The sequence below is a fragment of the Flagellimonas pelagia genome (genome assembly GCF_003584135.1).
Lineage (GTDB): Bacteria > Bacteroidota > Bacteroidia > Flavobacteriales > Flavobacteriaceae > Flagellimonas > Flagellimonas pelagia.
Genome location: NZ_QXFI01000013.1, coordinates 67,633 through 93,186 on the forward strand (window position 1 = coordinate 67,633; position 25,554 = coordinate 93,186).

21 protein-coding genes are annotated in these 25,554 nt (G+C 41.9%); 14 read left to right on the forward strand and 7 right to left on the reverse strand.

Annotated features, from left to right (window positions below; all coding sequences use genetic code 11):
• The first annotated feature begins 49 nt into the window (after positions 1–49).
• The 10 genes from D2V05_RS04785 (at position 50) to D2V05_RS04830 (ending at position 10,921) form a co-directional block, all read left to right on the forward strand.
• Positions 50–1,540 (forward strand): S10 family peptidase, encoded by a 1,491-nt coding sequence (locus D2V05_RS04785; RefSeq protein WP_119646387.1) that lies wholly within the window; start codon positions 50–52, stop codon positions 1,538–1,540.
• A gap of 138 nt (positions 1,541–1,678) precedes the next feature.
• The gene (locus D2V05_RS04790) at positions 1,679–2,368 is read left to right on the forward strand and encodes an SGNH/GDSL hydrolase family protein (RefSeq protein WP_235855391.1); all 690 of its coding nucleotides are present in this window, start codon (positions 1,679–1,681) and stop codon (positions 2,366–2,368) included.
• Positions 2,369–2,512: 144 nt separating this feature from the next.
• Entirely contained in the window at positions 2,513–4,297 is a 1,785-nt protein-coding gene (locus tag D2V05_RS04795; protein WP_119646389.1) for a tetratricopeptide repeat protein, read from the forward strand.
• Positions 4,298–4,374: 77 nt separating this feature from the next.
• Complete coding sequence (locus D2V05_RS04800) at positions 4,375–5,145, forward strand: sterol desaturase family protein (RefSeq protein WP_235855392.1); 771 nt, start codon at positions 4,375–4,377, stop codon at positions 5,143–5,145.
• Between the two features lie 30 nt (positions 5,146–5,175).
• A complete protein-coding gene (locus D2V05_RS04805) occupies positions 5,176–5,598 on the forward strand; it encodes a hypothetical protein (protein WP_119646651.1) in 423 nt (140 codons plus the stop codon).
• A gap of 33 nt (positions 5,599–5,631) precedes the next feature.
• Positions 5,632–6,639 (forward strand): glycosyltransferase, encoded by a 1,008-nt coding sequence (locus D2V05_RS04810; protein WP_119646390.1) that lies wholly within the window; start codon positions 5,632–5,634, stop codon positions 6,637–6,639.
• Between the two features lie 117 nt (positions 6,640–6,756).
• Entirely contained in the window at positions 6,757–8,679 is a 1,923-nt protein-coding gene (locus D2V05_RS04815) for a BatA domain-containing protein (protein WP_235855393.1), read from the forward strand.
• The gene (locus D2V05_RS04820) at positions 8,676–9,932 is read left to right on the forward strand and encodes a dihydroorotase (protein ID WP_119646392.1); all 1,257 of its coding nucleotides are present in this window, start codon (positions 8,676–8,678) and stop codon (positions 9,930–9,932) included. Before D2V05_RS04815 ends, D2V05_RS04820 begins: the two co-directional genes overlap by 4 nt.
• Positions 9,929–10,252, forward strand: a complete 324-nt coding sequence (locus tag D2V05_RS04825; RefSeq protein ID WP_119646393.1) for a hypothetical protein — start codon at positions 9,929–9,931, stop codon at positions 10,250–10,252. Before D2V05_RS04820 ends, D2V05_RS04825 begins: the two co-directional genes overlap by 4 nt.
• A 9-nt stretch (positions 10,253–10,261) precedes the next feature.
• Entirely contained in the window at positions 10,262–10,921 is a 660-nt protein-coding gene (locus tag D2V05_RS04830; protein ID WP_119646394.1) for an alpha/beta hydrolase, read from the forward strand.
• Between the two features lie 274 nt (positions 10,922–11,195).
• Here D2V05_RS04830 and D2V05_RS04835 read toward each other — a convergent pair whose 3' ends face one another.
• Together D2V05_RS04835 and D2V05_RS04840 are read right to left on the reverse strand one after the other, a co-directional pair.
• On the reverse strand, positions 11,196–11,690 hold the full coding sequence (locus tag D2V05_RS04835; RefSeq protein WP_119646395.1) for a hydrolase: 495 nt from the start codon (positions 11,688–11,690) through the stop codon (positions 11,196–11,198).
• A 4-nt stretch (positions 11,691–11,694) separates the two neighbouring features.
• Positions 11,695–12,471, reverse strand: a complete 777-nt coding sequence (locus tag D2V05_RS04840; RefSeq protein WP_235855394.1) for an MBL fold metallo-hydrolase — start codon at positions 12,469–12,471, stop codon at positions 11,695–11,697.
• A 77-nt stretch (positions 12,472–12,548) separates the two neighbouring features.
• On the opposite strand from D2V05_RS04840, the gene D2V05_RS04845 reads away from it, so the two are divergent.
• On the forward strand, positions 12,549–14,000 hold the full coding sequence (locus tag D2V05_RS04845) for a TonB-dependent receptor (RefSeq protein WP_119646656.1): 1,452 nt from the start codon (positions 12,549–12,551) through the stop codon (positions 13,998–14,000).
• Positions 14,001–14,030: 30 nt separating this feature from the next.
• On the opposite strand, the gene bcp is transcribed toward D2V05_RS04845, so the two are convergent.
• Positions 14,031–14,486, reverse strand: a complete 456-nt coding sequence (gene bcp, locus D2V05_RS04850) for a thioredoxin-dependent thiol peroxidase (RefSeq protein WP_119646396.1) — start codon at positions 14,484–14,486, stop codon at positions 14,031–14,033.
• A 53-nt stretch (positions 14,487–14,539) separates the two neighbouring features.
• On the opposite strand from bcp, the gene D2V05_RS04855 reads away from it, so the two are divergent.
• The gene (locus tag D2V05_RS04855; protein WP_119646397.1) at positions 14,540–15,202 is read left to right on the forward strand and encodes an endonuclease III domain-containing protein; all 663 of its coding nucleotides are present in this window, start codon (positions 14,540–14,542) and stop codon (positions 15,200–15,202) included.
• A 248-nt stretch (positions 15,203–15,450) separates the two neighbouring features.
• Here D2V05_RS04855 and D2V05_RS04860 read toward each other — a convergent pair whose 3' ends face one another.
• Positions 15,451–16,032 carry an RNA polymerase sigma factor gene (locus tag D2V05_RS04860; protein WP_119641691.1) on the reverse strand — a complete coding sequence of 194 codons (582 nt, stop codon included), beginning with the start codon at positions 16,030–16,032 and terminating at the stop codon, positions 15,451–15,453.
• Between the two features lie 250 nt (positions 16,033–16,282).
• Between D2V05_RS04860 and uvrA the strand changes: the two genes are divergently transcribed.
• Complete coding sequence (gene uvrA / locus D2V05_RS04865; RefSeq protein WP_119646398.1) at positions 16,283–19,060, forward strand: excinuclease ABC subunit UvrA; 2,778 nt, start codon at positions 16,283–16,285, stop codon at positions 19,058–19,060.
• A 104-nt stretch (positions 19,061–19,164) separates the two neighbouring features.
• Positions 19,165–20,334, forward strand: a complete 1,170-nt coding sequence (locus D2V05_RS04870; RefSeq protein WP_119646399.1) for a hypothetical protein — start codon at positions 19,165–19,167, stop codon at positions 20,332–20,334.
• 51 nt (positions 20,335–20,385) lie between these two features.
• Here D2V05_RS04870 and D2V05_RS04875 read toward each other — a convergent pair whose 3' ends face one another.
• From D2V05_RS04875 to D2V05_RS04885, 3 genes are read right to left on the reverse strand one after another with little or no spacing between them, the layout of a single operon-like run.
• Positions 20,386–21,846 carry a lipopolysaccharide biosynthesis protein gene (locus D2V05_RS04875; protein WP_119646400.1) on the reverse strand — a complete coding sequence of 487 codons (1,461 nt, stop codon included), beginning with the start codon at positions 21,844–21,846 and terminating at the stop codon, positions 20,386–20,388.
• Positions 21,846–23,114, reverse strand: coding sequence for a glycosyltransferase (locus D2V05_RS04880; RefSeq protein ID WP_119646401.1), 1,269 nt, complete (start codon positions 23,112–23,114; stop codon positions 21,846–21,848). The genes D2V05_RS04875 and D2V05_RS04880 overlap by 1 nt, the downstream gene beginning before the upstream one ends.
• Positions 23,114–25,546 (reverse strand): glycosyltransferase family protein, encoded by a 2,433-nt coding sequence (locus D2V05_RS04885; RefSeq protein ID WP_119646402.1) that lies wholly within the window; start codon positions 25,544–25,546, stop codon positions 23,114–23,116. The genes D2V05_RS04880 and D2V05_RS04885 overlap by 1 nt, the downstream gene beginning before the upstream one ends.
• Between the last annotated feature and the right edge of the window lie 8 nt (positions 25,547–25,554).

The following is a 25,554-nucleotide window of genomic DNA, read 5'->3' on the forward strand; positions in this document are numbered from 1 at the left end:
CTTTCAAAATCCTTACTTTTATTGACTAGACTAATTCAACCAAAAAATTATGAGATCTCTTTACCTTTTCAGCATTGCTTTATGCTCTGCTATTACCTTGACTTTTGCCCAAGAAAGGAAGTTGCCGATTGATACAACGGTGACTACCCAACATTCCGTGACCATCAACGGCACTCGAATGGATTACACCGCCGTAACGGGAACCCAGCCGGTTTGGGACGAACTTGGAAAACCCATTGCTTCCTTGCACTACACCTATTATACCAGAAATGATGTAAAAGACCGAGCAGCCCGTCCTTTGCTGATCTCTTTCAACGGTGGACCTGGTTCAGGTTCCGTTTGGATGCACTTGGCCTATACCGGCCCTCGCGTGCTTAAAATTGATGATGAAGGCTATCCGGTTCAACCTTATGGAGTAAAAGAAAACCCTTATTCGGTTTTGGACGTGACCGATATTGTATATGTGAATCCAGCCAACACTGGCTATTCCCGTACCATTCCTGAATCAGGAAAGGAAGTGGACCATAAAAAATTCTTCGGGATCAATGCCGATACCAAATATTTGGCCGAATGGTTGAATACTTTCGTGACCCGCAACAACCGTTGGAGATCCCCGAAATACATCGTTGGGGAAAGCTATGGAGGTACCCGTGTGATGGGACTTTCATTGGCTTTGCAAAACCAACAGTGGATGTACTTGAACGGAGTGATCATGGTATCTCCTGCGGATTACAGGAATTTCCGTGACGACGACCCTGTTTCCAGTGCCTTGAATCTACCTTATTTTGCCGCTACCGCATGGCATCATAAGGCCTTGCCCGCTGCTTTGCAGAACCAAGATCTTTTGGATGTATTGCCCGAAGTGGAGGATTTCACCATCAACAAATTGTTGCCTGCCATTGCCAAGGGCGGCTTTATCCAGGATTCGGAACGTAAGGCCATCGCCGAAAAAATGGCCTATTATTCTGGGATAGATGTGCAGGACATCATTGACCAAAATCTGGTGGTTCCCACGCAATTTTTCTGGAAAGCTCTGTTGAGGGAAAAGGGAGGTTATACCATCGGACGTTTGGATAGCCGTTATTTGGGAATCGACAAGGTCCTAACCGGTACCAGACCCGATTATTCACCTGAGTTGACGTCTTGGTTGCACAGTTTTACTCCTGCCATCAATTATTATTTACAGGAAGAGCTGAACTTTAAGACCGATATCAAATACAATATGTTCGGTCCCGTGCATCCTTGGGATGACAGTAATGACCATGTACGTGATGATCTTCGTCAAGCCATGGCACAAAACCCTTATTTGAATGTGTTGGTACAATCCGGTTATTATGATGGAGCCTGTACCTATTTCGCCGCCAAATATACCATGTCACAAGTGGATCCAAGCGGGCGTATGAAAGATCGTTTCGAATTTAAAGGGTATCGTTCCGGTCACATGATGTACCTACGTCACGAAGATTTGAAAACGGCTAATGAAGATATCCGGAATTTCATTCTAAAAACCCAAGCAAACGGTAAGAGTGCTAAATATTAATGGTGATTAAAACTATATAAAAAGGCAGGTCCACAAAGACCTGTCTTTTTTTTGACATGGGTTTTCATTCGATTCTGTCCTTTATCTGAATACTTTTTATGTAAATTAGAACTTTGTACAGTAACTAAAACAAACATTTTGAAAACACAAACCACCATTTGGGCCATGGCATTTTTATTTGGATTGTTGAACTCGTTCAAAAGTACCGCACAGGATTGGCCCAACCTTGAAAAGTATAAGAAAGCCAATTCGGAATTGTCTGCTCCTGCCCCAGATGAGAACCGAGTGGTTTTTATGGGCAACTCCATTACCGAAGGCTGGATCGGGGCGCATCCTGAATTTTTTAAAGACCATCCTTTTGTTGATCGCGGTATCGGGGGACAGACCACGCCACAAATGTTGTTGCGTTTTAGGCAGGATGTCATCAACCTAAAACCAAAAGTTGTGGTGATATTGGCAGGAACCAATGATATCGCAGGAAATACAGGACCCATGACGCTTGAGGAAATTAGGGATAACATCTTGGGAATGGTGGAACTGGCCAAAGCTAATGGCATCCATCCCATAGTCTGTTCCGTGTTGCCAGCCTATGATTACCCTTGGAGACCCGGATTGCAACCCAATATCAAAATTCCAAAGCTGAATACTATGCTAAAGACCATGGCAAAGGAGCAAGAGGTCATGTATCTGGATTATTTTGCAGCCATGGCCGATAAACGAAACGGTCTGCCCAAAGCTTTGACTACGGATGAAGTACATTTGACCAAAGCTGGATATTCCGTTATGGAGAAACTGGTTTTGAAAGCCATTGATGAAGTGTTGGAGTAAGAGACACCGATGTGATATCGCTTTACAGCATCAATAATTTTCTGCCCGTAATTATTTGAAGTCCATAAATTTAGTAGGAGACCAAGTGATTAATGGTCATCCGAAGCTAACTTTTGTATCTTAGCGATATCAATCAATCTCATTGTGGAACTAATTGGCAATAAGGAAACTACTATTGCGGTTTTACCTTTTCAGATTCTTGGGGATTCTGAATCCATCTCCCCGATCATCAAAGGGTTTACCGAGGACCTTATCATCAATTTTTCCAAGTACATTGGGTTGTCCGTCATTTCCCAATACTCCACACAGCACATTTCAGATACTTCCGATACCGAGTCCATGACCAGATTGGGTGCCGATTACCTGATCACTGGAAGCTTCCGACCCACGGATAAAGGATTCCGCATTGGGGTGCAACTCATCAGGACCCGAGACCACAAGATTGTTTTTGCCGGTAATCATGATGAAACCCTAGAAACCGTTCTAAAAATGCAGGACACCATTACCCAACAAATGGTAAATGTGCTGCAACAACAAATAGACCACGACCTGCTCTCCTACTCCTATAAAAAGGAATCCGTGGACCTTGCGGTATATGAAAATTGGCTTTTGGGAATGAACGAGGTCAAAAAAGGAACCTTGGAAAGCGATCTTAAGGCACGGGAACATTTTGAGGCCGCCCTAAAGATTGATCCCATGTTCGCCAGGGCTTATACAGGACTCTCATTATCATACTTCAATGAATGGAGTTGTCAGTTATGGGATCGTTGGGATGTAAGTCAAAAAGGAGCCCATGACTATGCCCTCAAAGCTATAGAATTGGATGAAAACGATTATGTTTCCTTGGCAGTCCTCGGTCGCACTTTTCTTTATTTGGGGGATTACGAAAAATCCGAACATCTGCTACGCAAATCCCTTAGGATGAATCCAAACGATGCCGATAACCTTGTATTGATTTCCAATTGTATGGTTTGGCTTGGTTATATGGAAGAAGCGGAACAATTATATGATAAGGCCAGAAGCTTGAACCCTTTGAATCCGGAAGCCTATCTACCCGCAGGCATGTTGGTTTATTTTGAAAAAGGTGAGTTTGAAAAAGCTATAGAGGTAGGTGAAAAGGTTTCCAATCTTTCCATTTGGACAGATTTCACGGCATTTTTATCCGCGGCCTATTACCATATTTCCCGTTACGACCAAATGAAGAGTTATTGGGAACAATATCTAAAGATATTTAGAAAAAACATCAAGCAGGGTAAAGATGCCACCAACCAAGAAGCAGTTGCATGGCAAAAGGAGGTTAACCCCTATAAAGATAAAAGCAATCTGGAGCCCTTTTGGGAGTTTATGCTGGGCAATGGTTCAAAAAATAATTCTTCCACCACCCCAATAAAAGCAAGTAAAATTGCCGGAGGAAGTTTCATTCATCATGGCGAACTGTGGGAACTCAATTATTCAGGTCTATCGGTAACTGTAAAAGATTCCAAAGGGCTACATGACATCGTGCAGTTGTTGGAACACCCCGAGGAAGAATTTCATTGTTTGCAGCTTATGGGAAGTTCCGTAAACAATGAAGGTGAAGCACTTATTGATGAAAAAGCATTAATGGAATATAAGTCCAAAATAAAATCCTTAAAAATGCAAATCGGCGATGCAGAAGAGATAGGGCTTATTGAAAAAGCAGAAGGACTAAAAGAGGAATATGAACAATTAATGGGGCATATCGGTAAGGTTATGGGGTTGTCCAACAAAGCTCGTAAAACGGGTTCTTCTTTGGAGAAAGCAAGGGCAGCGGTGACTTGGCGCATCAGGAATTCTATCAAAAAATTGGAACAAATACATCCTTTATTGGCCAAACACCTAGCAAACTCTATCAAAACAGGAACGTGTTGCAGCTACAAACCGGAAATACCCCACGAATGGACATTTTAAAGAAACTTACCTGCTCCCTTACATTGTAAGGTTAAAACTTATGCCTATGGGGTAAACAACCTAAAAAATCGTAAAGTATGTTAGAGATTTTAAAAAGTTTGCCTAATCCATGGGATGTATTGATAGACCCAGTCTCCCTAATTTTACTGGGCATGTATGGCGTATTGATGATCTGGGAAGGACTTTTTCCTGCCAGGGAGTTGCCTAAAATCAAGAATTGGAAATTACGCGGACTTACCTCCTTTGCTGTTTTCTTTTATCTGTCCACCTATTTTCCCTTGATATGGGACAATTATCTGGTGGATTATCAAATCTTTGATTTGACAGCACTTGGAACGGGATGGGGTGCCTTCATCGCCGTGATGATCTATGAGTTTGCCCTTTACCTTTGGCATTATGCCATGCACAAGAATGACACCCTCTGGAAAATTTTTCATCAAATGCACCACAGTGCCGAACGTATGGATAGTTATGGGGCCTTTTATTTCAGCCCGATGGACATGATCGGTTTTACCTTGTTGGGAAGTCTGTGTTTGGTTGTCGTTGCCGGTTTTACTCCTCAGGCCGCAACCATCTTCATACTTGTAACCACATTTTTGAGCATATTTCAACATGCCAATATCAAAACTCCGGTTTGGGTGGGGTATTTCATCCAAAGACCGGAGGCCCATACCGTACATCATGCCAAAGGCATACATGCATACAACTATTCTGATATTTCATTGTTCGATATCTTATTTGGCACCTTCAATAACCCCAAAGGGTATGAACACGAGGCAGGATTTTATCTTGGAGCCTCTAAACGGGTTTGGGATATGTTACGGTTTAAGGATATCAATAAAGAGTAGAATATGTCCTGCACAAGACCTAATATGGGCATGAACCCACCTAAACACCATTGGGATTTGGACGATTCCCGTTTCATTGAAGCCTTTGAAACGGGAAGCCTATCCCCTTCCCTGTTCAACCACGAAGCCCATTTACGTTTAGCCTATATCTACTTGAAGAATTTTGGGGAGGAATTGGCCATAGAGAAATGTTGTAATGGCATCTGTGAGTTCGACCAATTGCATGGGGATGGCACCAAGTTCCATAAAACCTTGACAGTGGCTTCGGTTAAAGCAGTCCACCACTTTATGAGAAAATCAAAATCTGCCACTTTTGATGATTTTATTGTGGAGTTCCCAAGACTCAAAATATCCTTTAAACAATTGTTGGACCAACATTATGCCTTCGATTTGCTCAACAATGCAAAGGCCAAATCAGAATATGTAGCCCCGGACCTCATTCCCTTTGATTAAATAGGTTGTGGCGGGATTTAGTTACTTTGCAATATGCAACAGGGCAAAGTAAGCATCGTCATCCCGTTTAAGAACACTGCTCATTATTTACCGGAATGTTTGGATTCCATTTTGGGTCAAAGCTATTCCAATTGGGAAGTTTTGGCGGTTGATGATCATTCCAATGACCAGAGTTTTGAAGTCTTGAGTCAATATGCAAGCAAAGATTCTCGCATTGAAGTCATTAAAAATAAAGGGGGTGGAATCATTCCTGCCTTGCAGACAGCATATACCAAAAGCAGCGGAACTTTTATTACCCGGATGGATTCTGATGATATCATGAAACCGCAAAGGTTGCAACGAATGGTCGATAATTTGATAGCAACCGGCAAAGGACACATCGCTGTGGGACTGGTGAAATACTTCTCTGACCATGGGATCAGCAATGGCTACGAGCGATATGAAAAATGGTTGAACGGGTTGACATCCAAAGGGACCAATTTCGATGAAATCTATAAGGAATGTGTGATTCCTTCCCCATGCTGGATGGTGCACCGGGAAGATTTTGAACGTTGTGGAGGATTCGGGCCCTTGCGCTATCCTGAGGATTATGATCTCACCTTTCGTTTTTATGAAGGGGGATTAAAAATCATTCCATGCGATGAAATATTGCATCTTTGGAGGGATTACGATACTCGGACTTCACGAACCCATGAGCATTATGCCCAAAACTATTTTTTGGATATCAAACTCCATTACTTTTTGCAATTGAATTATGACATAAACCGCCCCTTGGTGGTTTGGGGAGCTGGATTCAAAGGAAAAGCCATTGCCAAAGGATTACAAAGACGAGGGATTAATTTTACTTGGCTTTGTGATAATCCCAATAAAATTGGCAAAAAGATCTACAATAAAGAACTGATGCATTTTGATGTTTTGAAAACATTGAAAAACCCACAAAGCATCATCACTGTTGCCAACAGCAAAGAACAAAGAGAAATAAAGAAATACTTGAAGGGTCTCGGTCAAAAGCCAATGGAGGATTATTTTTTCTTTTGTTGACAACCCCTTCACCTTTAACCCTTCCACCATAAACCTTTTATTTTATTACCCCCTTAACAGCATTATTTGAAATGATCAAATATTTTAATGCCTATATTTGTTCAATCTAAGTCGGGAATGCAGTTTAAACATCCAGAAATTCTTTGGGCCCTTTTTCTTCTGATCATCCCCCTATTCATTCATCTTTTTCAATTACGAAGATTCCAAAAGACACCCTTTACCAATGTGGCCATGCTACAAAAAGTGGTTTCGGAGTCGCGCAAAAGCAATTCCTTGAAGAAATGGCTGCTGCTTTTTACGAGGTTGTTATTGTTGGCCGCGTTGATCTTAGCCTTTGCACAACCGTTCGTGTCCTCAGGAACGGCCTTGCAACAAAAGGAAACCGTGATCTATTTGGATGATTCCTTCAGCATGCAGGCCAAGGAAAATGGATTGTCCCTATTCGAAAAAGCCATCCAAGACCTTATCAAAAATGTAGACCCAGAATCGGTTTTCAGTCTTTTCACCAATACACAGACGTTTACCAACATTCAGATAAAGGATATCCAAAACAACCTTTTATCCTTGCCCTATACCTATAAACAATTGAACCTTGAAGAAATTGAGTTGAAGGCAAATACCTTGTTTTCAAAATCGGGAAACTCCATTAAAAACTTGATGGTCATTTCTGATTTTCAAGATAGGATGGCTACTGGAACCCAACCATTGGATAGTGCACTACGCCCCTATTTTGTTTCCTTAAGACCTAGGGAAGTGCGAAATGTATCCATGGATTCCGTTTTTCTTTCGGATAGATTTTCGGACCAAGCAAAGCTTACGGTGCTTTTATCGGGAGGTAACCCAGAGGAAGCCCTTCCCCTTTCCTTGTACAACGATGAAAATCTGATTGCCAAAACGGCTGCAAAATTTGGTGAAAATGCAAAGGCCAAGGTAGAATTTTCCATACCGGGGAATGAAAAAATCAATGGTCGGTTAACCCTTGTTGACAATGGATTGGCCTATGATAATACCTTTTATTTCAACATCAATGAAACTGAAAAAATCAAGGTGTTGGCTATCAGTGAATCCGATAACGATTACTTGAGTCGACTTTTTACGGAGGACGAATTTGCCCTTCAAAGTTTCAGGCTTAATCAATTGGATTATAGTAAGCTTGATGATCAAAATGTCGTAATCCTGGATGATTTGAAAGCCATTCCCAATAGCCTTCAAAATGTTCTGCGCACCTTTAGAGATAATGGTGGGACTTTAATCGTAATTCCTTCCATCAGTAGTGATTTGGCTTCTTACAATTCCTTTTTATCCAGCCTTTCCAACATTCGTTTTACTGAAAAAGTATCAACAAATACTAAATTGACCACCATTGCTTTTGACCATCCGCTTTACAGGAATGTTTTCGAAAAGCAAGTAACTAATTTTCAATATCCTTCGGTAAAGGAATATTTTAAAGTCCAGACCAATTTGCCTAACATACTGGCTTTGGAAGGGGGTGATGCATTTTTATCGGGGACGGATGGACTTTACATTTTTTCAACGCCTCTAGAACTGGAAAATTCCAATTTTAAGAATTCCCCATTGATCGTGCCCACCTTTTACAATATGGCAATTTCGAGCTTGAAGGCCTCTGAACTTTATCACACCTTAGGAGTTCCGAGTACCATTGATGTGGCGACCCGTTTGGGAAGTGATGATATTTTATCGGTTGCGAAGGAAGGGTATGAATTTATTCCGCTTCAGCAAACGTTTCCCAACCGGGTAAGGCTTTCTTTTGACCAAAATCCAACTGAAGACGGCATTTATACCATTTCAGAAAATGGGAATGCCCTGCAAAATATCAGTTTCAATTATCCAAGGGCTGAAAGCCAACTCAGCTATATGGATTTGGAAAGTTTTTCCCAAACCAATATACAAGACTCCGTGATGTCCGTGTTCCGGCAATTGGAACAGGACAATAACATTACGGCTTATTGGAAATGGTTTGTTATTTTAGCGTTGCTTTTGGCACTCACCGAGGTTATCATTCAAAAATTCGTTACATGAACATTCTGCTGAAGTCTGCAAAAATTGTATGCCCTGATAACAAGGAACTTCACCTGAAAAAGCGGGACATCCTGATTAAAAACGGGATCATTGAAAAAATTGGAACCTCTGTGGAAGGCCCAGCCAATGCCAAGGTGATGGACCATAAGAACCTTCATGTTTCCCTGGGTTGGTTTGATTCAGGTGTGAGTTTTGGGGAGCCTGGTTATGAAGAGCGTGAAACCATTTCAAACGGATTGATAGTCGCAGGAAAAAGCGGTTTTACGGATATTCTTTTGTACCCCAGTACCCATCCAGTGCCTGATACAAGCTCCGATGTGGTGTTCCTAAAGGAAAGGGGACTGAACAAGGCGACGATAATTCATCCCATGGGAACCTTGACCAAAAATTCGGATGGGACGGACCTTGCGGAACTTTTCGACATGAAAAATGCAGGGGCCGTGGCCTTTTACGACTTCAAGAAGCAAGTGGCCAATCCTAACCTTTTAAAAATAGCCCTACTATATGCTCAAAATTTTGGTGGATTGATTTTTTCCTTTCCCCAAGACGGCAACATTAAAGGGACCGGTGTGGCCCACGAAGGAAAAATTTCGACCATCCTGGGGATGAAAGGAATTCCTGCTTTGGCGGAAGAACTGCAAGTAGCCCGGGATTTATTCGTTTTGGAATACACTGGGGGTAAATTGCACATCCCCACGATTTCCACAGCAGGATCGGTAAAACTGATTGCCAATGCCAAAAAGAAGGGGTTGGATGTAAGCTGCAGTGTGGCCGTCCATAATCTTTTTCTTTCGGATGAATCCCTGCAAGGATTTGATACGCATTACAAAGTGTCACCTCCCCTTCGGGAAAAATCGGATTGCAAGTCCTTGATCAAAGGAGTAAGTGATGGGACCATCGATTTTGTGACCTCTGACCATATTCCTGTAGATATTGAGCATAAGCGTGTGGAGTTTGACAATGCCATGGACGGTTCCATTGGATTGGAATCTACATTTGGCTGTTTGAATACCATTTTCGGTCTGGACGAAACCGTTGACATCCTGACTAAGGGACGTTCCCGTTTTGGATTGGAAGAACCTGTTTTAAAAGAAGGAGCCAAGGCCTGCCTTACCCTTTTTAATCCTGATGAGGATTATACTTTTGGATTGGAAGATGTACTTTCTACCTCCAAGAACAGTATGTTTTTGGGTTCTTCCCTAAAGGGAAAAGCCATAGGTGTCATCAATAACGACCAAATCACCATAAAATGAGCGAAACCAATCCCGGAAAAACCACGGCCATAGTAGCGTACATTACCATTGTGGGCTGTTTGATCGCTATCACTATGAATATGGAACCCAAGAATGCTTTTGCTAGGTTCCACACTAGACAGGCATTTGGCATACACGTGCTGTTTCATGCTTTGGCCATTCTGTTGACCTATTCAGGAATAGTTTATCTGGCATTGCCCATCTATATTTTCTATTTTGTACTTTGGATTTTTGGATTTTTGCAGGTGCTGAACGATCAGATGAAGCCCTTGCCAGTTTTGGGTGAATATTTTCAAAAATGGTTTACCTTCATCCCCTAAAAATCTACCATGTCCCCCATCCCACTATCTTTGGAATATCTCCTACGTCCCTCATCATCAACATCTGAAAAGAAACCGGCCATTTTTTTATTCCATGGTTATGGTAGCAATGAGGAGGATTTATTTTCCTTCGCTCCCGAGCTACCAGGCGAATTGATGGTCTTGTCCGTTAAGGCACCCTACGATCTAGAACCTTTTGGCCATGCTTGGTATGCCATTAATTTTGATGCGGAATACGGAAAATGGAGCGATGATGAACAAGCCAAAGAGTCCCGTGAAAAGATTGTGGCTTTCATCGATGAGGCCATTAAAGCCTACAATCTTGATGAAAAAAACATCACGCTTTTGGGATTTAGCCAAGGGACCATTTTAAGTTACGCCGTGGCCCTTTCCTATCCGGAAAAGATTAAAAATGTAGTGGCCCTTAGTGGATACATCAACGAAAGAATTTTGGCAAATGGTTACACTGAAAAGGACCATAGCAACCTCCATATCTATGCCTCGCACGGACAGGTAGATCAGGTAATCCCATTGGAATGGGCACAGCGGGCACCAGAATTGTTGAAGCAATTGGGAATTGACTACACTTTTGAAGAATTTCCAATCGGGCACGGGGTTTCCCAACAAAATTTTTATTCTTTCAAAAAGTGGTTGGAAAACCACATTTGAAAATTGTTGCAACCTACCGTCATTCTGAACGGAGTGAAGAATCACATGCGTAAATGATTTAGATTTTTCGCTATGCTCAGAATGACATGTAAAATGGTTCTGAGTCTACCTTATGCGTCCTTGTAACAACCTGGTTCCAATTGTCATTCTGAAAGGTCAAAGGTCCTTGAAGAATCTCAACTAGCCATAATACTAAAAGATTCTTCGCTTTGCTCAGAATGACATGTAGGATGGTTCGAGATTCTTCGCTTTGCTCAGAATGACAAGTACGGGATTAGTTACTCCTAGTATAAAGTAGGTGGTCCAACATGGTGAAATCCACGCTCAGGTCATCTTTAAGCTCATATTTTATGAGTAGTTCACCCCAGTATTTTCCATCGGAAAAGTCGGCCAAGATCCATTTGTGGTTCAGCACCTTGATCTTGTTGATTTTAAAATCACTTTCCATACCCTCATACGGAATCAAGGGATTATCTCCTTTCCTTTCATTGGTTTCCAACAATTTATCCTCAATGTAACGGGAAGGATTGTCCAAATTGAGATGGTCATAGTACGCCAAGGCATCATCGTTGTTCTCCAAGGTGAAATATTGCATGTCCAACACTTTTAGGTTGAGTGTTTTAATGGAATCCTCCATTTTTTCCGTTTGTTCCTGCAATCTGGAAACATCGGAATTGAGTGCTTTTTGCATGTTGTTGGCCGTCACGTATTGGAACAGTACCAAAAGGGCTGTAAAAACAAATAGGTACAGAAAAATTCTACTTTTCATGGAATTAAATTTTCAATTGTAGGTTATCGTATGCTAAGTGAACGTTGGGTGGTAGTCGTTTTTCCACTTCTTCATGGAATCCCAATAAATGACTGATGTGTGTGAAGTAAGTTTCATCTGCACCTGCTATCTCGGCAAATTCTAGGGCTTCTTCCAAATTAAAGTGGGAATGATGGGGTTCTTCACGCAATGCGTTCACCACTAGCACTTTGGCTCCTTTTATTTTTTTGATTTCTTCTTCCTCCACTTTCTTTATATCGGTGAGATAGACAAATTCCCCAAAGCGATATCCGAAAACCTGTAACCGGTTGTGATAGGCTTCAATGGGGATTATGTTCAGTCCTCCTAAAGGAATCGGTTTATCCTTGGTTACTTCAAAAACCTCTACGGCCGGGGCACCAGGATATCGATTTTCATCGGCAAATATATAATCGAAACGTCTTTTTAGGGAATTGATGACCCGTTGGTGCGCATAAATCGGAATATCGCCCTGCCGAAAGAAAAAGGGGCGAATGTCATCGATACCAGCAGTATGATCGGCATGTTCATGAGTGAACAGGATACCGTCCAGTTTTTCAATAGGATGCAACAACATTTGCTGCCTAAAATCGGGGCCACAATCCACTACAAAATTGTAGTCGTCCCAAGAGACCAAAACGGAGACACGAAGCCTTTTATCCTTGGGGTCCTTACTGAGACATACCGGATGATTGCTTCCAATTACAGGTATTCCCTGTGAGGTTCCCGTTCCTAAAAAAGTAATGGTCATCCTGTCATCCATTAAATCCAAAATTATAACTTATTTATTTAATAGATTGAATGAAGAGTGTAACTTTGTTCTTCAATAAAAATCCGGATATGCCTTCTGTACCTAGCAAAGAAAATGCCTTTGAAAATATCCCGTCCATAAAGGCCAAAACCTTAAGGATCAACTTGAACCCTGATATTTACGGAACTTTTGCCGAAATTGGGGCAGGACAGGAAACAGCCAGACATTTTTTTAGGGCCGGTGGAGCTTCGGGAACCATTGCGAAAGCCATGAGTGCCTATGATAAATCCTTCAGTGATGCCATTTATGGTGTTGAGGAGGATGGTAGATATGTGACCCAATCCCGATTGAAAAAAATGCTGGACCACGAAATGCGTTTGGTGGAAGAGCGCATCGGTAGGGAAAGCAATCCAGACTATTTGTTCTTTACCTATGCCAATACGGTGGCCACTATCGATTTTTCCAAAAGATACAAAGGCCATGGTTGGGTAGGTATCCGTTTTCAGTTGGATCCGGAACAAAAGGAATATGACGAAATCGTACTCCATATCCGATTTAAACAGAACGAGGCCCGATTGCAACAAGAGACCTTGGGTATCTTAGGGGTGAACCTGATCTATGGGGCATTCTTCAAATTCGATAGGCCTAAAAAATTGCTGAAATATCTATACGATCATATTGATAAGGACACTTTGGAAATTGATATGGTGAACTTCACCGGGCCCAATTTTGCCGAGGTGGACAACCGATTGATGAGCCTTCAGTTGATCAAGAACGACATGACGGATGCCGTAATGTTTGGTCCTGACGGGAACAACCTGCTCCCTGCTGCCGTACTTTATAAAAAGAGCATCTTGGCGCTTCGAGGTAGTTTTAGGCCTGTGACCAAGGTGAATATGGATATGTTCAAAAAATCGTACGACATATTCATTCGGGAACAAACGGTAGAATATGAAAATACCATTGTGGTGTTCGAAATTACCCTTTCTAACTTAAAAGCGGCCGGGGAAATTGATGAGCAGGATTTTATGGACCGTGCGGAACTTTTATGTGCCTTGGGACATACCGTATTGATTTCCAAATTTCAGGAATACTACAAATTGGTGGAATATTTCAATAACTACACCAAGGCCAAGATCGGACTTACCATGGGTGTGAACAACTTGGTGGATGTATTCGATGAAAAATACTATCGTCATCTAAGCGGCGGCATCTTGGAAGCCTTTGGAAAATTGTTCTTCAAGGATCTGAAGGTATACCTCTACCCCATGAAAGATCCCGATACCGGACAAATCCTGACCAGCAACAATGTTAAGGTACATCCTAGGATGAAGGAACTTTATAAATTCTTCAAGTACAATGGAAAAGTGATGGACATCATCGATTACGACCCAGAAGTACTCCATATTTTCTCCCGTGATGTGTTGAAAAAGATCATTAATAATGAAGAAGGCTGGGAGGCCGAACTACCAGAAGGTATTGCCGAAATTATCAAACAAAAACATCTCTTCACCAGAAAGGTTCTGGAAGAAAAGGAATAAAAAAAGCGCCGTAATGGCGCTTTTTATTTTTTAGTCTTCCAATAATTGAGCGGCGTGGTCCTTGGTTTTCACCTTGTCAATGACTTTTTCCACTACACCATCTCCATTGATGACAAAAGTGGTGCGGTGAATGCCGTCATACTCCCGACCCATAAATTTTTTAGGTCCCCATACTCCAAAAGTATTGATGACCGTGTGGTCTTCATCGGCCAATAAAGGGAACGGAAAATTGTATTTTTTCTTGAAATTGGTCTGTTTTTTCTCAGAATCGGCACTTACGCCAAGCAATTCAAACCCTTTGTCTTTCAATTCTTTATAGTTATCCCGAAGGTTACATGCCTCAGCTGTGCAGCCAGGGGTATCTGCCTTTGGATAAAAGAAAACCACTAGGGATTTACCCCTGTAATCCTTCAGATTAATTGTGTTGCCATCTTGGTCGTTTGCTGAAAAATCAGGTACTTTATCCCCTACTTTTAACATGTTCATAGCTTCTGGATTGAAATTATTGTTTAATGTTATAAGTGTAAAATTAAACAAAAATGACCAAACAAGAAAAAGTTGACTTCACCATTTCTACTTTGGAGAAGATTTATCCAACGATTCCCATACCACTAGACCATAAAGACCCCTATACCCTATTGATCGCTGTGTTGATGTCGGCCCAAAGCACCGATATTCGAGTGAACCAGATTACCCCTCTTTTATTTGAACGTGCTGACAATCCCTATGACATGGTAAAACTTACAGTTGAGGAAATTAGGGAAATCATCAAACCGGTGGGGTTATCCCCCATGAAGTCAAAAGGGATTCATGGACTATCTCAAATTTTGATTGAAAAATACAATGGCCAAGTCCCCCAGGAAATCGAATTGTTGGAAGAATTGCCTGGAGTGGGCCATAAAACAGCAAGTGTAGTGGTGTCTCAGGCTTTTGGAATTCCTGCTTTTCCTGTGGATACCCATATTCACCGACTGATGTACCGTTGGGGTTTTAGCAATGGCAAAAATGTGGTGCAAACGGAGCGCGATGCCAAACGACTGTTTCCCAAAGAACTTTGGAACAAACTTCATTTACAGATTATTTGGTACGGGCGGGAATATTCACCGGCTCGGGGCTGGAACTTGGAAAAGGACATCATCACGAAGACCATTGGCCGAAAAACGGTATTGAACGAATATGATAAAAACAAAAAGAGCCGCTAATTGCGGCTCTTTTCGTCAGTTTGAACATTGATTAATTTAAAGTTACTTCAAACTGGTGTTTTTTGTAGTCAACTACATGAATCGATTTTGAATAGCTAAGCAAGAAATCAATAGTCTTCTGGCTAGCCTTTACCGTTTTTACGGATTTTTGTTCTTCAGAGTAAATGTTTTCCATATTCTAGCATAAATGTTTCAATTAGATAACGCAGCTAGATTGGAAATATTGCAGTCTTCGACGTACTGTATTATTAATTCGTTAAAACGATGTTCTTACGGTCAACAATTTTTCTGAGGTTGATAAGGGCATATCGCATTCTTCCCAAGGCAGTATTGATGCTAACGCCAGTGTTTTCAGAGATTTCCTTGAAGCTCATGTCCTTGTAGATACGCATGATTAGAACTTCTCTTTGATCTTCGGGCAATTCATCTATCAAAAGCGTAAGATCGCTTTCAATCTGATCTTTAATGATTTGTTTTTCTACGTTCAACTTCTCATCCTTGATTACGGAGAAGATGTTGAAGTCATCACTTCCCTCAAACTTGGGCATCCTTTTGTTTTTCCTAAAGTGGTCAATGATCAGGTTATGTGCGATCCGCATGACCCAGGGCAAAAATTTGCCTTCTTCACTATAGTTACCTCTTTTTAAGGTTTTGATTACTTTAATAAAGGTATCTTGGAAGATGTCCTCTGCCACATCCCTGTCCAAAACTTTGGAATAAATAAAACTGGAAATCCTTTGGTTGTGTCGGTTGATGAGAATCTCAAGAGCTTTTTCGTCTCCGGAGATATAGTTTTTTACTAAAATCGAGTCATTAATCTGTAGTTCCATACAAATTACTTTTTTGGTTAAAATCATGGTCCTTCCTTTCCAAGAAAGACTTCAGGTATTTAGTTTTTAATCTTAAAAAAGTAATTATTTCTGTATAGGCCTATCAGTATTTTAATTACACTTCAAATATAGAGAAATAGGTAGGCGACCTAAAAAACTATGTTGTGAGATGCTAAATTTTAGATGTTAACTCATGCAATATACGTATTAACAGTGGGGTGTCGTATCTTTGAAACCCTAATTTTAACAAATGACGGCCATTACAAACGTTGATCCCAAGCAAAATATCATCATAAAAGGTGCCAAGCTGCACAACCTTAAAGATATAGACGTCGTGATACCCCGAAACAAGTTGGTGGTCATCACGGGATTGTCCGGTTCGGGCAAATCAAGCTTGGCGTTCGATACCCTTTATGCCGAAGGCCAAAGACGCTATGTGGAAAGCCTTTCTTCCTACGCCCGACAGTTTTTGGGAAAACTTGACAAGCCGAAGGTGGATTATATTAAAGGTATAGCGCCAGCCATTGCCATTGAGCAAAAAGTGAACTCTACCAACCCTAGGTCCACTGTAGGGACCACTACAGAGATATACGATTACCTTAAACTATTATATGCGCGTATCGGGAAAACCATTTCCCCTATTTCAGGGAACGAGGTAAAAAAACATTCCGTAAGTGATGTGATGGATTATATTAAAGGTATAAAGGTGGATACCAAACTCCTTTTATTGGCTCCCATCACCATTAAGGAAGAACGTGATCCCATCAAATCGCTCGAGTTGTTTTCCAAACAAGGGTACGCCCGAATCAAATATAATGGAGAGGTCATCCGAATAGATCAGGCCCCAAAAGATATTGGTAGGGAATTCGACCTTGTGGTAGATCGTATCATAGTAAAGGAGGATGAAGATTTTCTCAACCGTCTGGCCAATGCTGTGGACAATGCCTTTTTTGAAGGAAAGGGACTGTGCACCATCGAGAATCTGGAAAGTGGGGAAATACGTTCTTTCAGCAACCAGTTTGAATTGGACGGCATTAAATTCCTGGAACCCAATGTGCACCTGTTCAGTTTTAACAATCCATATGGTGCCTGTCCCAAATGTGAAGGCTACGGGGATGTCATCGGTATTGATGAGGATTTGGTGATTCCCAACACCGCCCTATCCGTTTACGAAAATGCCGTATTCCCATGGCGTGGTGAAAGTATGGGTTGGTACCGTGACCAATTGGTCAATGCTGCTTACAAATTCGATTTTCCCATTCATAAACCTTGGTTTGAACTTTCCGAAGAACAAAAACAATTGGTTTGGGAGGGCAATGAGCATTTTATCGGAATCCATAAGTTCTTTGAACAGTTGGAAGAAAAAAGCTATAAAATTCAGAACCGGGTGATGTTGTCCCGATACCGTGGAAAAACCAAATGTACCGTTTGTAAGGGCAAGAGACTTCGGGTGGAGGCCAATTATGTAAAAGTAGGGGGTAAATCCATATCTGAATTAATAGAGCTGCCCATCCGTAGATTGATACCCTTCTTTGAGGAATTACAACTTTCCGAACATGATTCGGCTATTGCCAACAGACTTTTGAAGGAAATCACCACGCGTCTGGACTTTTTGGACAAAGTAGGACTCAGCTATCTCACCCTAAATAGAAAATCCAACACGCTATCTGGTGGGGAAAGTCAGCGCATCAATCTGGCCACAAGCTTGGGAAGTAGCCTGGTAGGTTCCATGTATATTTTGGATGAACCCAGTATTGGTCTGCATCCTAAGGATACGGAGAATTTGATTGAAGTATTAAAATCGCTCCGCAATCTTGGCAATACCGTTATTGTGGTGGAACATGACGAGGACATCATGAAAGCGGCCGATGAAATCATCGACATTGGTCCCGAAGCCGGTACCCTGGGCGGTCGTGTAGTGGCTACCGGTAATATGGAAGCCATCTTAAAGTCTGATTCCCTGACTGCATCCTATCTCAACGGTACCATGGAAATCAGTATACCAAAAGAGCGTAGAAATTCCAAACACTACATCCAAATAAAGGGAGCAAGGGAGAACAATCTCAAGAATATAGATGTCACTTTTCCATTGAACATGCTCACCGTGGTCACGGGGGTTTCGGGAAGCGGCAAGAGTACCTTGGTCAAAAAAATATTGTATCCCTCCATTTTAAAGGAAATTGGTGGATATGGGGAAAAGGCGGGTCAGTTCACCAGTATGGAAGGGAAATATGCCCATATCAAACACGTTGAATTTGTGGACCAGAATCCTATTGGTCGTTCATCCCGTTCCAATCCGGTTACCTATATCAAAGCCTATGACGACATCCGAAGCTTGTTTGCATCCCAAAAATTGAGCAAACTGCGTGGATATCAGGCCAAACATTTTTCATTTAATGTCGATGGTGGTCGATGTGAAAAATGTAAGGGCGAAGGTGAAATTACTGTGGAAATGCAATTTATGGCCGATGTGCATTTGGAATGTGATGTCTGCAACGGCAAACGGTTTAAGAAGGATATCCTTGAAGTCCAGTTTGAAGGCAAGAACATTGACGACATCCTGAACCTGACCATTGATGATGCCATAGAGCACTTCAAAATACACAAACAGGGTAAGATTGTGGCCAAACTACAGCCCCTACAAGATGTGGGACTGGGATATGTTACGTTGGGACAATCCTCCTCTACCCTGTCCGGTGGTGAGGCACAGCGAATAAAGCTTGCTTCGTTCCTGGTAAAAGGCCATACCAAAGAAAAGGCTTTGTTCATCTTTGATGAACCCACTACGGGATTGCATTTTCACGATATTAAAAAACTGCTCAAATCGTTCGATGAACTTATTGACAAAGGGCATTCCATCATCGTGATCGAACATAATATTGAACTCATCAAATGTGCGGATTACATCATCGACCTTGGTCCAGAGGGTGGCGAATTAGGAGGTCAATTGATGGCAGAAGGCACCCCGGAAGAGTTACTTCAGCATAAGGAATCGTTTACGGCCAAATATCTTAAGGACAAAATATAAAGAGTCAATTAATTGGTTATCAATAGTTTATAATTTTTGGCACGCTGATTGATACTATAAGGGTGGATGCAAATAGTTGCATCTAGAACATAAAACCTTGTAGTATGAAAAAGTTAGTACTCTTAATAGCCGCAGTTGCTCTTGGGTTACCGAACATCCAGGCCGCAACCATAGAAAATACAGTTAGCACCAGTACCATCCGTGGATATGGAAACTCCTTCATCTTTGTGGAAGACGGGGTTACTTTTTCAGTGTATCCTGATGGTGAGTTCGACTTCTATATGGATAGTCGCGTGAATGTTGGCATAGGTGCCCAGATAGGGAATGTTGGGATTACCTTCAACTCCGGTTACGATTATAATCCTTATGTACAGTATGACGATTACGGTGCCGTGATCCAAGTAGAAAACATTCCTGTCTTCTACGATTATTACGGACGTGTTTCTCAAATCGGTAGTGTGGACATCTGGTACAATAATGGTAGAGTCCGTAGAATCGGCGGTCTTCATGTGTACTACAATGGCGGTGTATTCAGCCACTATACCGGATATATCAACGTATACAACAGATACTATGTGTACAGACCCTTCCACAGGTATTTTGCAAGACCTGCCATCGGATTCTGTAACGTATATACCTCTCCTTACAGAAGGTACTATAGCCCAGTAAGATACACCTACTATGCCCCTTACAGATACAACACCAGAAGAGCCTATGCTCATGTAGGTAAAGTGTATCGCAATGACAATCACTATAGAAGGGACAACATCTATAGAAATGATAAAAGGGTAACCGTACGTGATAATAAAAGTATTCGAAGAAGTGGAGATTATGGTAGAAGCAACAAATATGTGGAGCAGAATTCCTATAGAAAAGGCAATGCTGTGACCCGTTCCAACAATACGGTGAAAAGACAGGCCTCAACTTCTAGAACTGTAAAGAATAGCGATTACAGAAGAGCTGACAATAATGCTAGAAGCAGCAGGGAAATTTCACAGAAAAGTGTTACCCGTACGCCTAACAGTAGGAGTGTTACCCAAAGGACGGTAAAAACAACTCCAGATAGTAGAACAGTGACCCACACCACTAAAAGTACCTACAAAAAGCCTGAAACCAGAGGCAATAATAGTAGGGCCACAGTGAGCAGGGGCAACGAATCCAAAAGAACGGTTGCAAGGAGTTCCAATGGTAACGGAAACCGTAGCTCCAATACCGTGGCAAAGAAAAGTAGCTCTAGAGCTTCTACAACAAGAAGTTCCAGACACAACGAATAAAAGAGAGTTTTTAGGTTGGTTAGTTGTTTGCCCCGTAGTTGGATTTATCCGCTACGGGGTATTTTTTTTCAACCATTTGGATAGAATGCCCGTTACATCTTCCGAAATGTCAAAGCGGTATAGGATGCCCACGTACATCACCATGATCAAAGAAGATTTCAACAATATGTTGATGATGGGGTGGAACGGAAACTGGAACAGATTGAACAGTACGGAAAGCAATACCAATGTGGCCAACACCTTAAGTGTAGCTTGGGTAAATGGCAATATGTCGAATTTCATTTTCACAAAAACCAATTTGACCATATTAAATATTAAAATGGAAACAAAACTGGCCAATGCCGCACCTTCCATCCCCATTTTAGGAATGAGCCAATAGTTGAGCACAATGGTAAGAATGGCCAACCCTACCCCAAATACCAATACCGATTTATAGTATTGGGAGTTGAAAAGGATGGAATTGTTGTTGCCCAAAATAGAGTCCAGCACCTTGGCCAATCCGATCAAGAAAACAATGGTAAAACCACTTCGATAGTTTTCAGGGATTAATAAGTATAGGTCATTCAAGTTCAATATGATCAACACGAACAAAATCCCGGAAGCAATAAAAAGGGTCAGTGAGCTTCTTTGGTACAATTTCTTCAACCCTTCAGAATCCCCCAGATTCAACAGCTCAGCCGTCAAGGGGTAGGTAATTTGGTGCATGGCCCTGGAAGGCACAATGATCACTGTGGCAATGTAAACGGCAACCCCGTAATAGGCTACATTTTCTATGTTGACGAACTGGTTGAGCATCACTTTGTCTATTTCCAATAGGATGAGAGCGGCCGAGCCTCCTAAAATGATCAAAAACGAATAGGAAAGAATTTCCCTGGTCCCTGCTGGGAAATGAAAGTTCAACTTAGGAAATCGAAGGTAAAATGCATAAATCTTGATAATGATGGTCCGCAACAAATAAAGACCAACCAAGCACTTGAAAAACAAATCAAGGGAAATCACCTCAAAATAATAAAGGAGTAACAGTATGGAAACCCCCACCCTGGCAAACACCTCTTTCATGAAATTGCCAAAGACCGATTTCATATGCACCTTGCACCAAGCATTGAACACTTCAAAATAGGCCGTGGCGAACCCGACAAAAAATACATACCACAAATAGTGTTTTACTATGGGATTGACCTGGGAAACCCAATCTCCTAGAGGATTATACCAAAAAAGCCCAATCAATGCCACGGGGATGATTCCAAGCAGCGGAACAAGTACCATTAGGGTAAGGAACCCATCCTTTTCATCATCCGAATAAAAACTATAATATTTCACCAAGGTGTTTTGTACCCCAAAGGCCATCAAAGGCATGAGAATGGCGCCGGACGCCAAAATAAAGGTCACAAGACCATAGTATTCAGCCGGTAAGATTTTGGTGTAAAGGAAAAGTGTGTTCACGGCCCCAAAAATGAAGCCCATGTACGTCACCACCACATTTTGTATTGATTGTTTGAGAACAACGCCCATTAGATGAATTTTGCCAAGGATTCTGTAAGTGCCCTCCTGTGATATTGTTCAATTCCCACGGAGTGACACTCCAATTTTCCTTCTTGGTATTGGTTGAACCAATCCAAAAGTACATTTTTTAGCGATGACACATCGGAATGTTGAAGGAACTTGCCAGCCTCTAATTCTTTGACCATGCTCCCTGCCTCCCAATCCTTTGGACCAATGGCTAAAATGGGCCGTTTTGCATTCAGGTATTCGAACAATTTACCAGGAATGATGCCCTTGGTCTCTTCGGAATCAATTTCCAATAACAGCAAAACTTGGGAAGATTGCATAATTTCAGTCACTTGGTCATGAGGTAAATATCCCAATTGTTGCACAAAAGTATCCAAACCGAAAGATTGTAAACTTTTCTGGACTTCCTCGCTGATGACACCAGCCAATTTGATCTTCAATGCTTTTTGGAAAGTTTCATTTTCAGCAATAAGCTCCTTTATAGCCTGCCAAAGTCCCAAGGGATTCCTACCTGTCAATAACGAGCCTAAGTGTGAAATGGTAAAATCCTGATCCAATTCCTTTGGGGCAAGATGCTCATCAAACCCGTTGGTGATCACCTTTATGGGTTTTGGGGTGATGGCTTCAAACTCCCTCCGTGTGGTCTGGCTAGTTACAATTATTTTATCGGCAGAAACCAATACTTCCTTTTCAAGGGATTCGTGTTTTTTTGCCGCCCATGACATTAAACGTAATTTTTTGTGATACCCGATAGAAGTCCAAGGATCTCTAAAATCAGCAATCCAATGGATATCATATTTTCTTTTCAGACCCAGTCCGATCAAATGTAAACTGTGTGGAGGACCAGTGGTAACAATGGTCTGAATGCCCTCATCAGCAATGACCTTGGCCAAAAAATGGATTGAGGGTTTTACCCAACCTTTTCGGGCATCCGGAATAAAAAAATTTCCGCGTATCCACAAAAGTATCCTTTCGGCTAAAGAAGGATTTTTATCTTGAATGATTCCCGAACTAATGGTCTTGGTTTTCTTTTTGGATAACAAAGCTGCCCAGCCATAGGGCTCTTTAATCGGTTGTTTCAGGATTTGAACAGTTGTGGGAATCTCCTTTTCCAAATTACGGTCCGTGATGGGATAACTTGGATTTTCAGGAACATAAATCAGGGGCTCGTATCCAAATTCAGGCAAGTATTTTACAAACTTCAGCCATCGCTGTACCCCTGGTCCCCCGGCAGGAGGCCAATAGTATGCTATGACCAAAATCCTTTGCATTACGAATCCTCGGATTTTCTACCAAATAACGAATACCCTGCTCCTCCAACAACGATCAATCCCAATAAGATGTTGGCTGCAAGGGCAATTTGGCCACCTTTTTCAATGACTTGGGGCTCAAATTTGAATTCGATTTCGTGAGTGCCTGCAGGGACCTTCAAACCACGAAGGGCATAATCCACTTTAAAATGAGGTTCTAGTTTACCATCGATATAGGCATCCCAACCAGATGGGTAGTACATCTCGGAAAAGACCGCGAATCCATCGTTGGCATTTGAGGATTTGTATTTAAGATAGTCAGGACGGTACTCCACCAAACCGATAGTTGCCAATGAATCCACCTCAAATCGGAGCTTGGTTTGGGTCGGATAGGTTTTGGTATTGATGACGGCCTGTTTTTTGGAATTGAAATCCTTTAGTTTCATAATCTCCTCATCAGCAGAGGAAACGGGCAACAATTGATCAACAAACCATGCATTGCCATTGGCATCTGGATTGATGGCCGGGAAACTGCTGCCATCATCATCTTTTTGGATGATGTACTTTACGTTAAGCATGTTCAACACCTGCAGGTTGTTCTGGTACAAGTGATACTCGAACAGATCTTGCAGGGCACGGGGTTTAGCGGCATGGTACCCCCCTATCGACTTATGGAAATAGGATGTTCTGGAACCATTGACTCCTTCTTCCGGGTCAAAAACCCTAAAAATGGAATCGTCCTGTTGAATCAACTGGTCAATTTTACTCGCCTGAAAGGGCTCGTTCACTTCTCTTTGTCGCACAAAATCGTCCTCGTTCACATAACGAAGATCCACGCCTACCAAATCGAACAGAATCAAAGCACCCAATGCCAAGACCAATAGATTCTTTCCCATTTTTTCTTTGATGAAAAACCATAGGGCTGCAGCGGCCAAAACCACATAAATCAAAGAACGTATGGTATCGTTTACGTAAACAGCTTCGCGATCACGCTTGATCATGGTCATGACATCATCCCCGAAATACCCACGGTACATTTCGTCTCGCAAGCCTTCAAAACTGAAAAAACCTTTGATCAGAAATATAAAAACTCCCAATCCCAAGGTGATGAAAAAGCTCCATTTTAAGGCATTGAGTTTTTCCTTTTTATCCACGGAAGCTTTGAAAAGCTCCCACAAACCTAATATTCCCAATACAGGGAGACAAAGTTCCAATACCACTTGAATGGAAGAAACTGCCCTGAATTTGTTGTATAATGGAAAGTAATCGATCATAAAATCAGTGAGCACTGAAAAGTTCCTACCCCAGGATAAAACCAGGGACAAGATGGCCCCTATCAACAACCACCATTTCTTCTTCCCTTTCACCAAAATAACACCCAGTACGAACAAAAAGAAAATAATGGCCCCAACATAGGCCGGACCCGCCACAATGGGTTGATCACCCCAGTACAAAGGCAAACTACTGGAAAATTCCAACGCTTTACTAGGTGGTAGTCCTTGATTGGTCAGGTATTCGTATGCCTTGGAATCCTTGCCCAAATCCTCTCCTCCCGATCCTCCAAAAAGCCTGGGTGAAAACAAATCCAACGATTCGGCAATGCCATAGCTGTATTGAGTAATATACTCCTTGTCCAGTCCATTGGTTACTTCTTTAGGGCTTCCATCTGGGTTTATGGTGAGCTCCGATTTCCCTCGGGTACTCCAATCGGCATACTCCTTGGTGGCCATCAAACTGGTGGCGTTCGTCGCAATGGAGAGCACCACGGCCAATACCAAGATTCCCACCGAGACAAAAAAGTGTTTCAGTTCCTTTTCCTTAATTGCGTAAACCAAATACACCAATCCCATCACCAAGACCAACAACATAAAATAATAGGTCATTTGGTAATGGTTGGCACTGATTTCCAACGCCATGGCCAAAGCCGTCAAAATAAAGCCGAGGATATATTTCTTTCTAAAAACCAAAACAATCCCACCAAAAACCATGGGGATATATCCCAAAGCATGGGCCTTCGCATTATGCCCAACGCCCAAGATGATAATCAAATAGGTAGAAAATCCAAAGGCAAGAGCCCCCAGGGCCGCCAGCCTAAAATCTACTTTTAAGCAGAGTAATAAAATGTAAAAACTCAGTAAGTATAGAAAAAGATAATCTGCTGGCCTGGGTAAAAATCGAATCAGATGGTCCAATTTCTTGACATAATCATTGGGGTAATTGGCCCCCAACTGATACGTGGGCATCCCACCAAAAGCGCTATTGGTCCAATACGACTCTTCTCCGGTGGCCGCTTTGTAATCGTCTCTTTCCTTGGACATGCCCTTGTACCAGGCAATATCCGATTGAAAAATGGCCTTGCCCTGTAGCACTGGATAAAAATAGACCAATGACACAAGAATCAGCAGTCCGATTACACAAAAATGGGTGATTAGGGCCTTTGGAGAAAGATTCATGGATAGGT

Excerpts from the sequence above, each read along its gene's own strand:
- D2V05_RS04840 (WP_235855394.1), bottom strand. The coding sequence starts at position 12,471 with ATGGATGACAGGATGACCATTACTTTTTTAGGAACGGGAACCTCACAG.
- D2V05_RS04820 (WP_119646392.1), top strand. The coding sequence starts at position 8,676 with ATGAACATTCTGCTGAAGTCTGCAAAAATTGTATGCCCTGATAACAAG.
- D2V05_RS04800 (WP_235855392.1), top strand. The coding sequence starts at position 4,375 with ATGTTAGAGATTTTAAAAAGTTTGCCTAATCCATGGGATGTATTGATA.
- bcp (WP_119646396.1), bottom strand. The coding sequence starts at position 14,486 with ATGAACATGTTAAAAGTAGGGGATAAAGTACCTGATTTTTCAGCAAAC.
- D2V05_RS04845 (WP_119646656.1), top strand. The coding sequence starts at position 12,549 with ATGCCTTCTGTACCTAGCAAAGAAAATGCCTTTGAAAATATCCCGTCC.
- D2V05_RS04860 (WP_119641691.1), bottom strand. The coding sequence starts at position 16,032 with ATGGAACTACAGATTAATGACTCGATTTTAGTAAAAAACTATATCTCC.
- D2V05_RS04880 (WP_119646401.1), bottom strand. The coding sequence starts at position 23,114 with ATGCAAAGGATTTTGGTCATAGCATACTATTGGCCTCCTGCCGGGGGA.
- D2V05_RS04830 (WP_119646394.1), top strand. The coding sequence starts at position 10,262 with ATGTCCCCCATCCCACTATCTTTGGAATATCTCCTACGTCCCTCATCA.
- D2V05_RS04855 (WP_119646397.1), top strand. The coding sequence starts at position 14,540 with ATGACCAAACAAGAAAAAGTTGACTTCACCATTTCTACTTTGGAGAAG.
- D2V05_RS04875 (WP_119646400.1), bottom strand. The coding sequence starts at position 21,846 with ATGGGCGTTGTTCTCAAACAATCAATACAAAATGTGGTGGTGACGTAC.
- uvrA (WP_119646398.1), top strand. The coding sequence starts at position 16,283 with ATGACGGCCATTACAAACGTTGATCCCAAGCAAAATATCATCATAAAA.
- D2V05_RS04870 (WP_119646399.1), top strand. The coding sequence starts at position 19,165 with ATGAAAAAGTTAGTACTCTTAATAGCCGCAGTTGCTCTTGGGTTACCG.
- D2V05_RS04885 (WP_119646402.1), bottom strand. The coding sequence starts at position 25,546 with ATGAATCTTTCTCCAAAGGCCCTAATCACCCATTTTTGTGTAATCGGA.
- D2V05_RS04815 (WP_235855393.1), top strand. The coding sequence starts at position 6,757 with ATGCAGTTTAAACATCCAGAAATTCTTTGGGCCCTTTTTCTTCTGATC.
- D2V05_RS04805 (WP_119646651.1), top strand. The coding sequence starts at position 5,176 with ATGAACCCACCTAAACACCATTGGGATTTGGACGATTCCCGTTTCATT.
- D2V05_RS04785 (WP_119646387.1), top strand. The coding sequence starts at position 50 with ATGAGATCTCTTTACCTTTTCAGCATTGCTTTATGCTCTGCTATTACC.
- D2V05_RS04835 (WP_119646395.1), bottom strand. The coding sequence starts at position 11,690 with ATGAAAAGTAGAATTTTTCTGTACCTATTTGTTTTTACAGCCCTTTTG.
- D2V05_RS04810 (WP_119646390.1), top strand. The coding sequence starts at position 5,632 with ATGCAACAGGGCAAAGTAAGCATCGTCATCCCGTTTAAGAACACTGCT.
- D2V05_RS04825 (WP_119646393.1), top strand. The coding sequence starts at position 9,929 with ATGAGCGAAACCAATCCCGGAAAAACCACGGCCATAGTAGCGTACATT.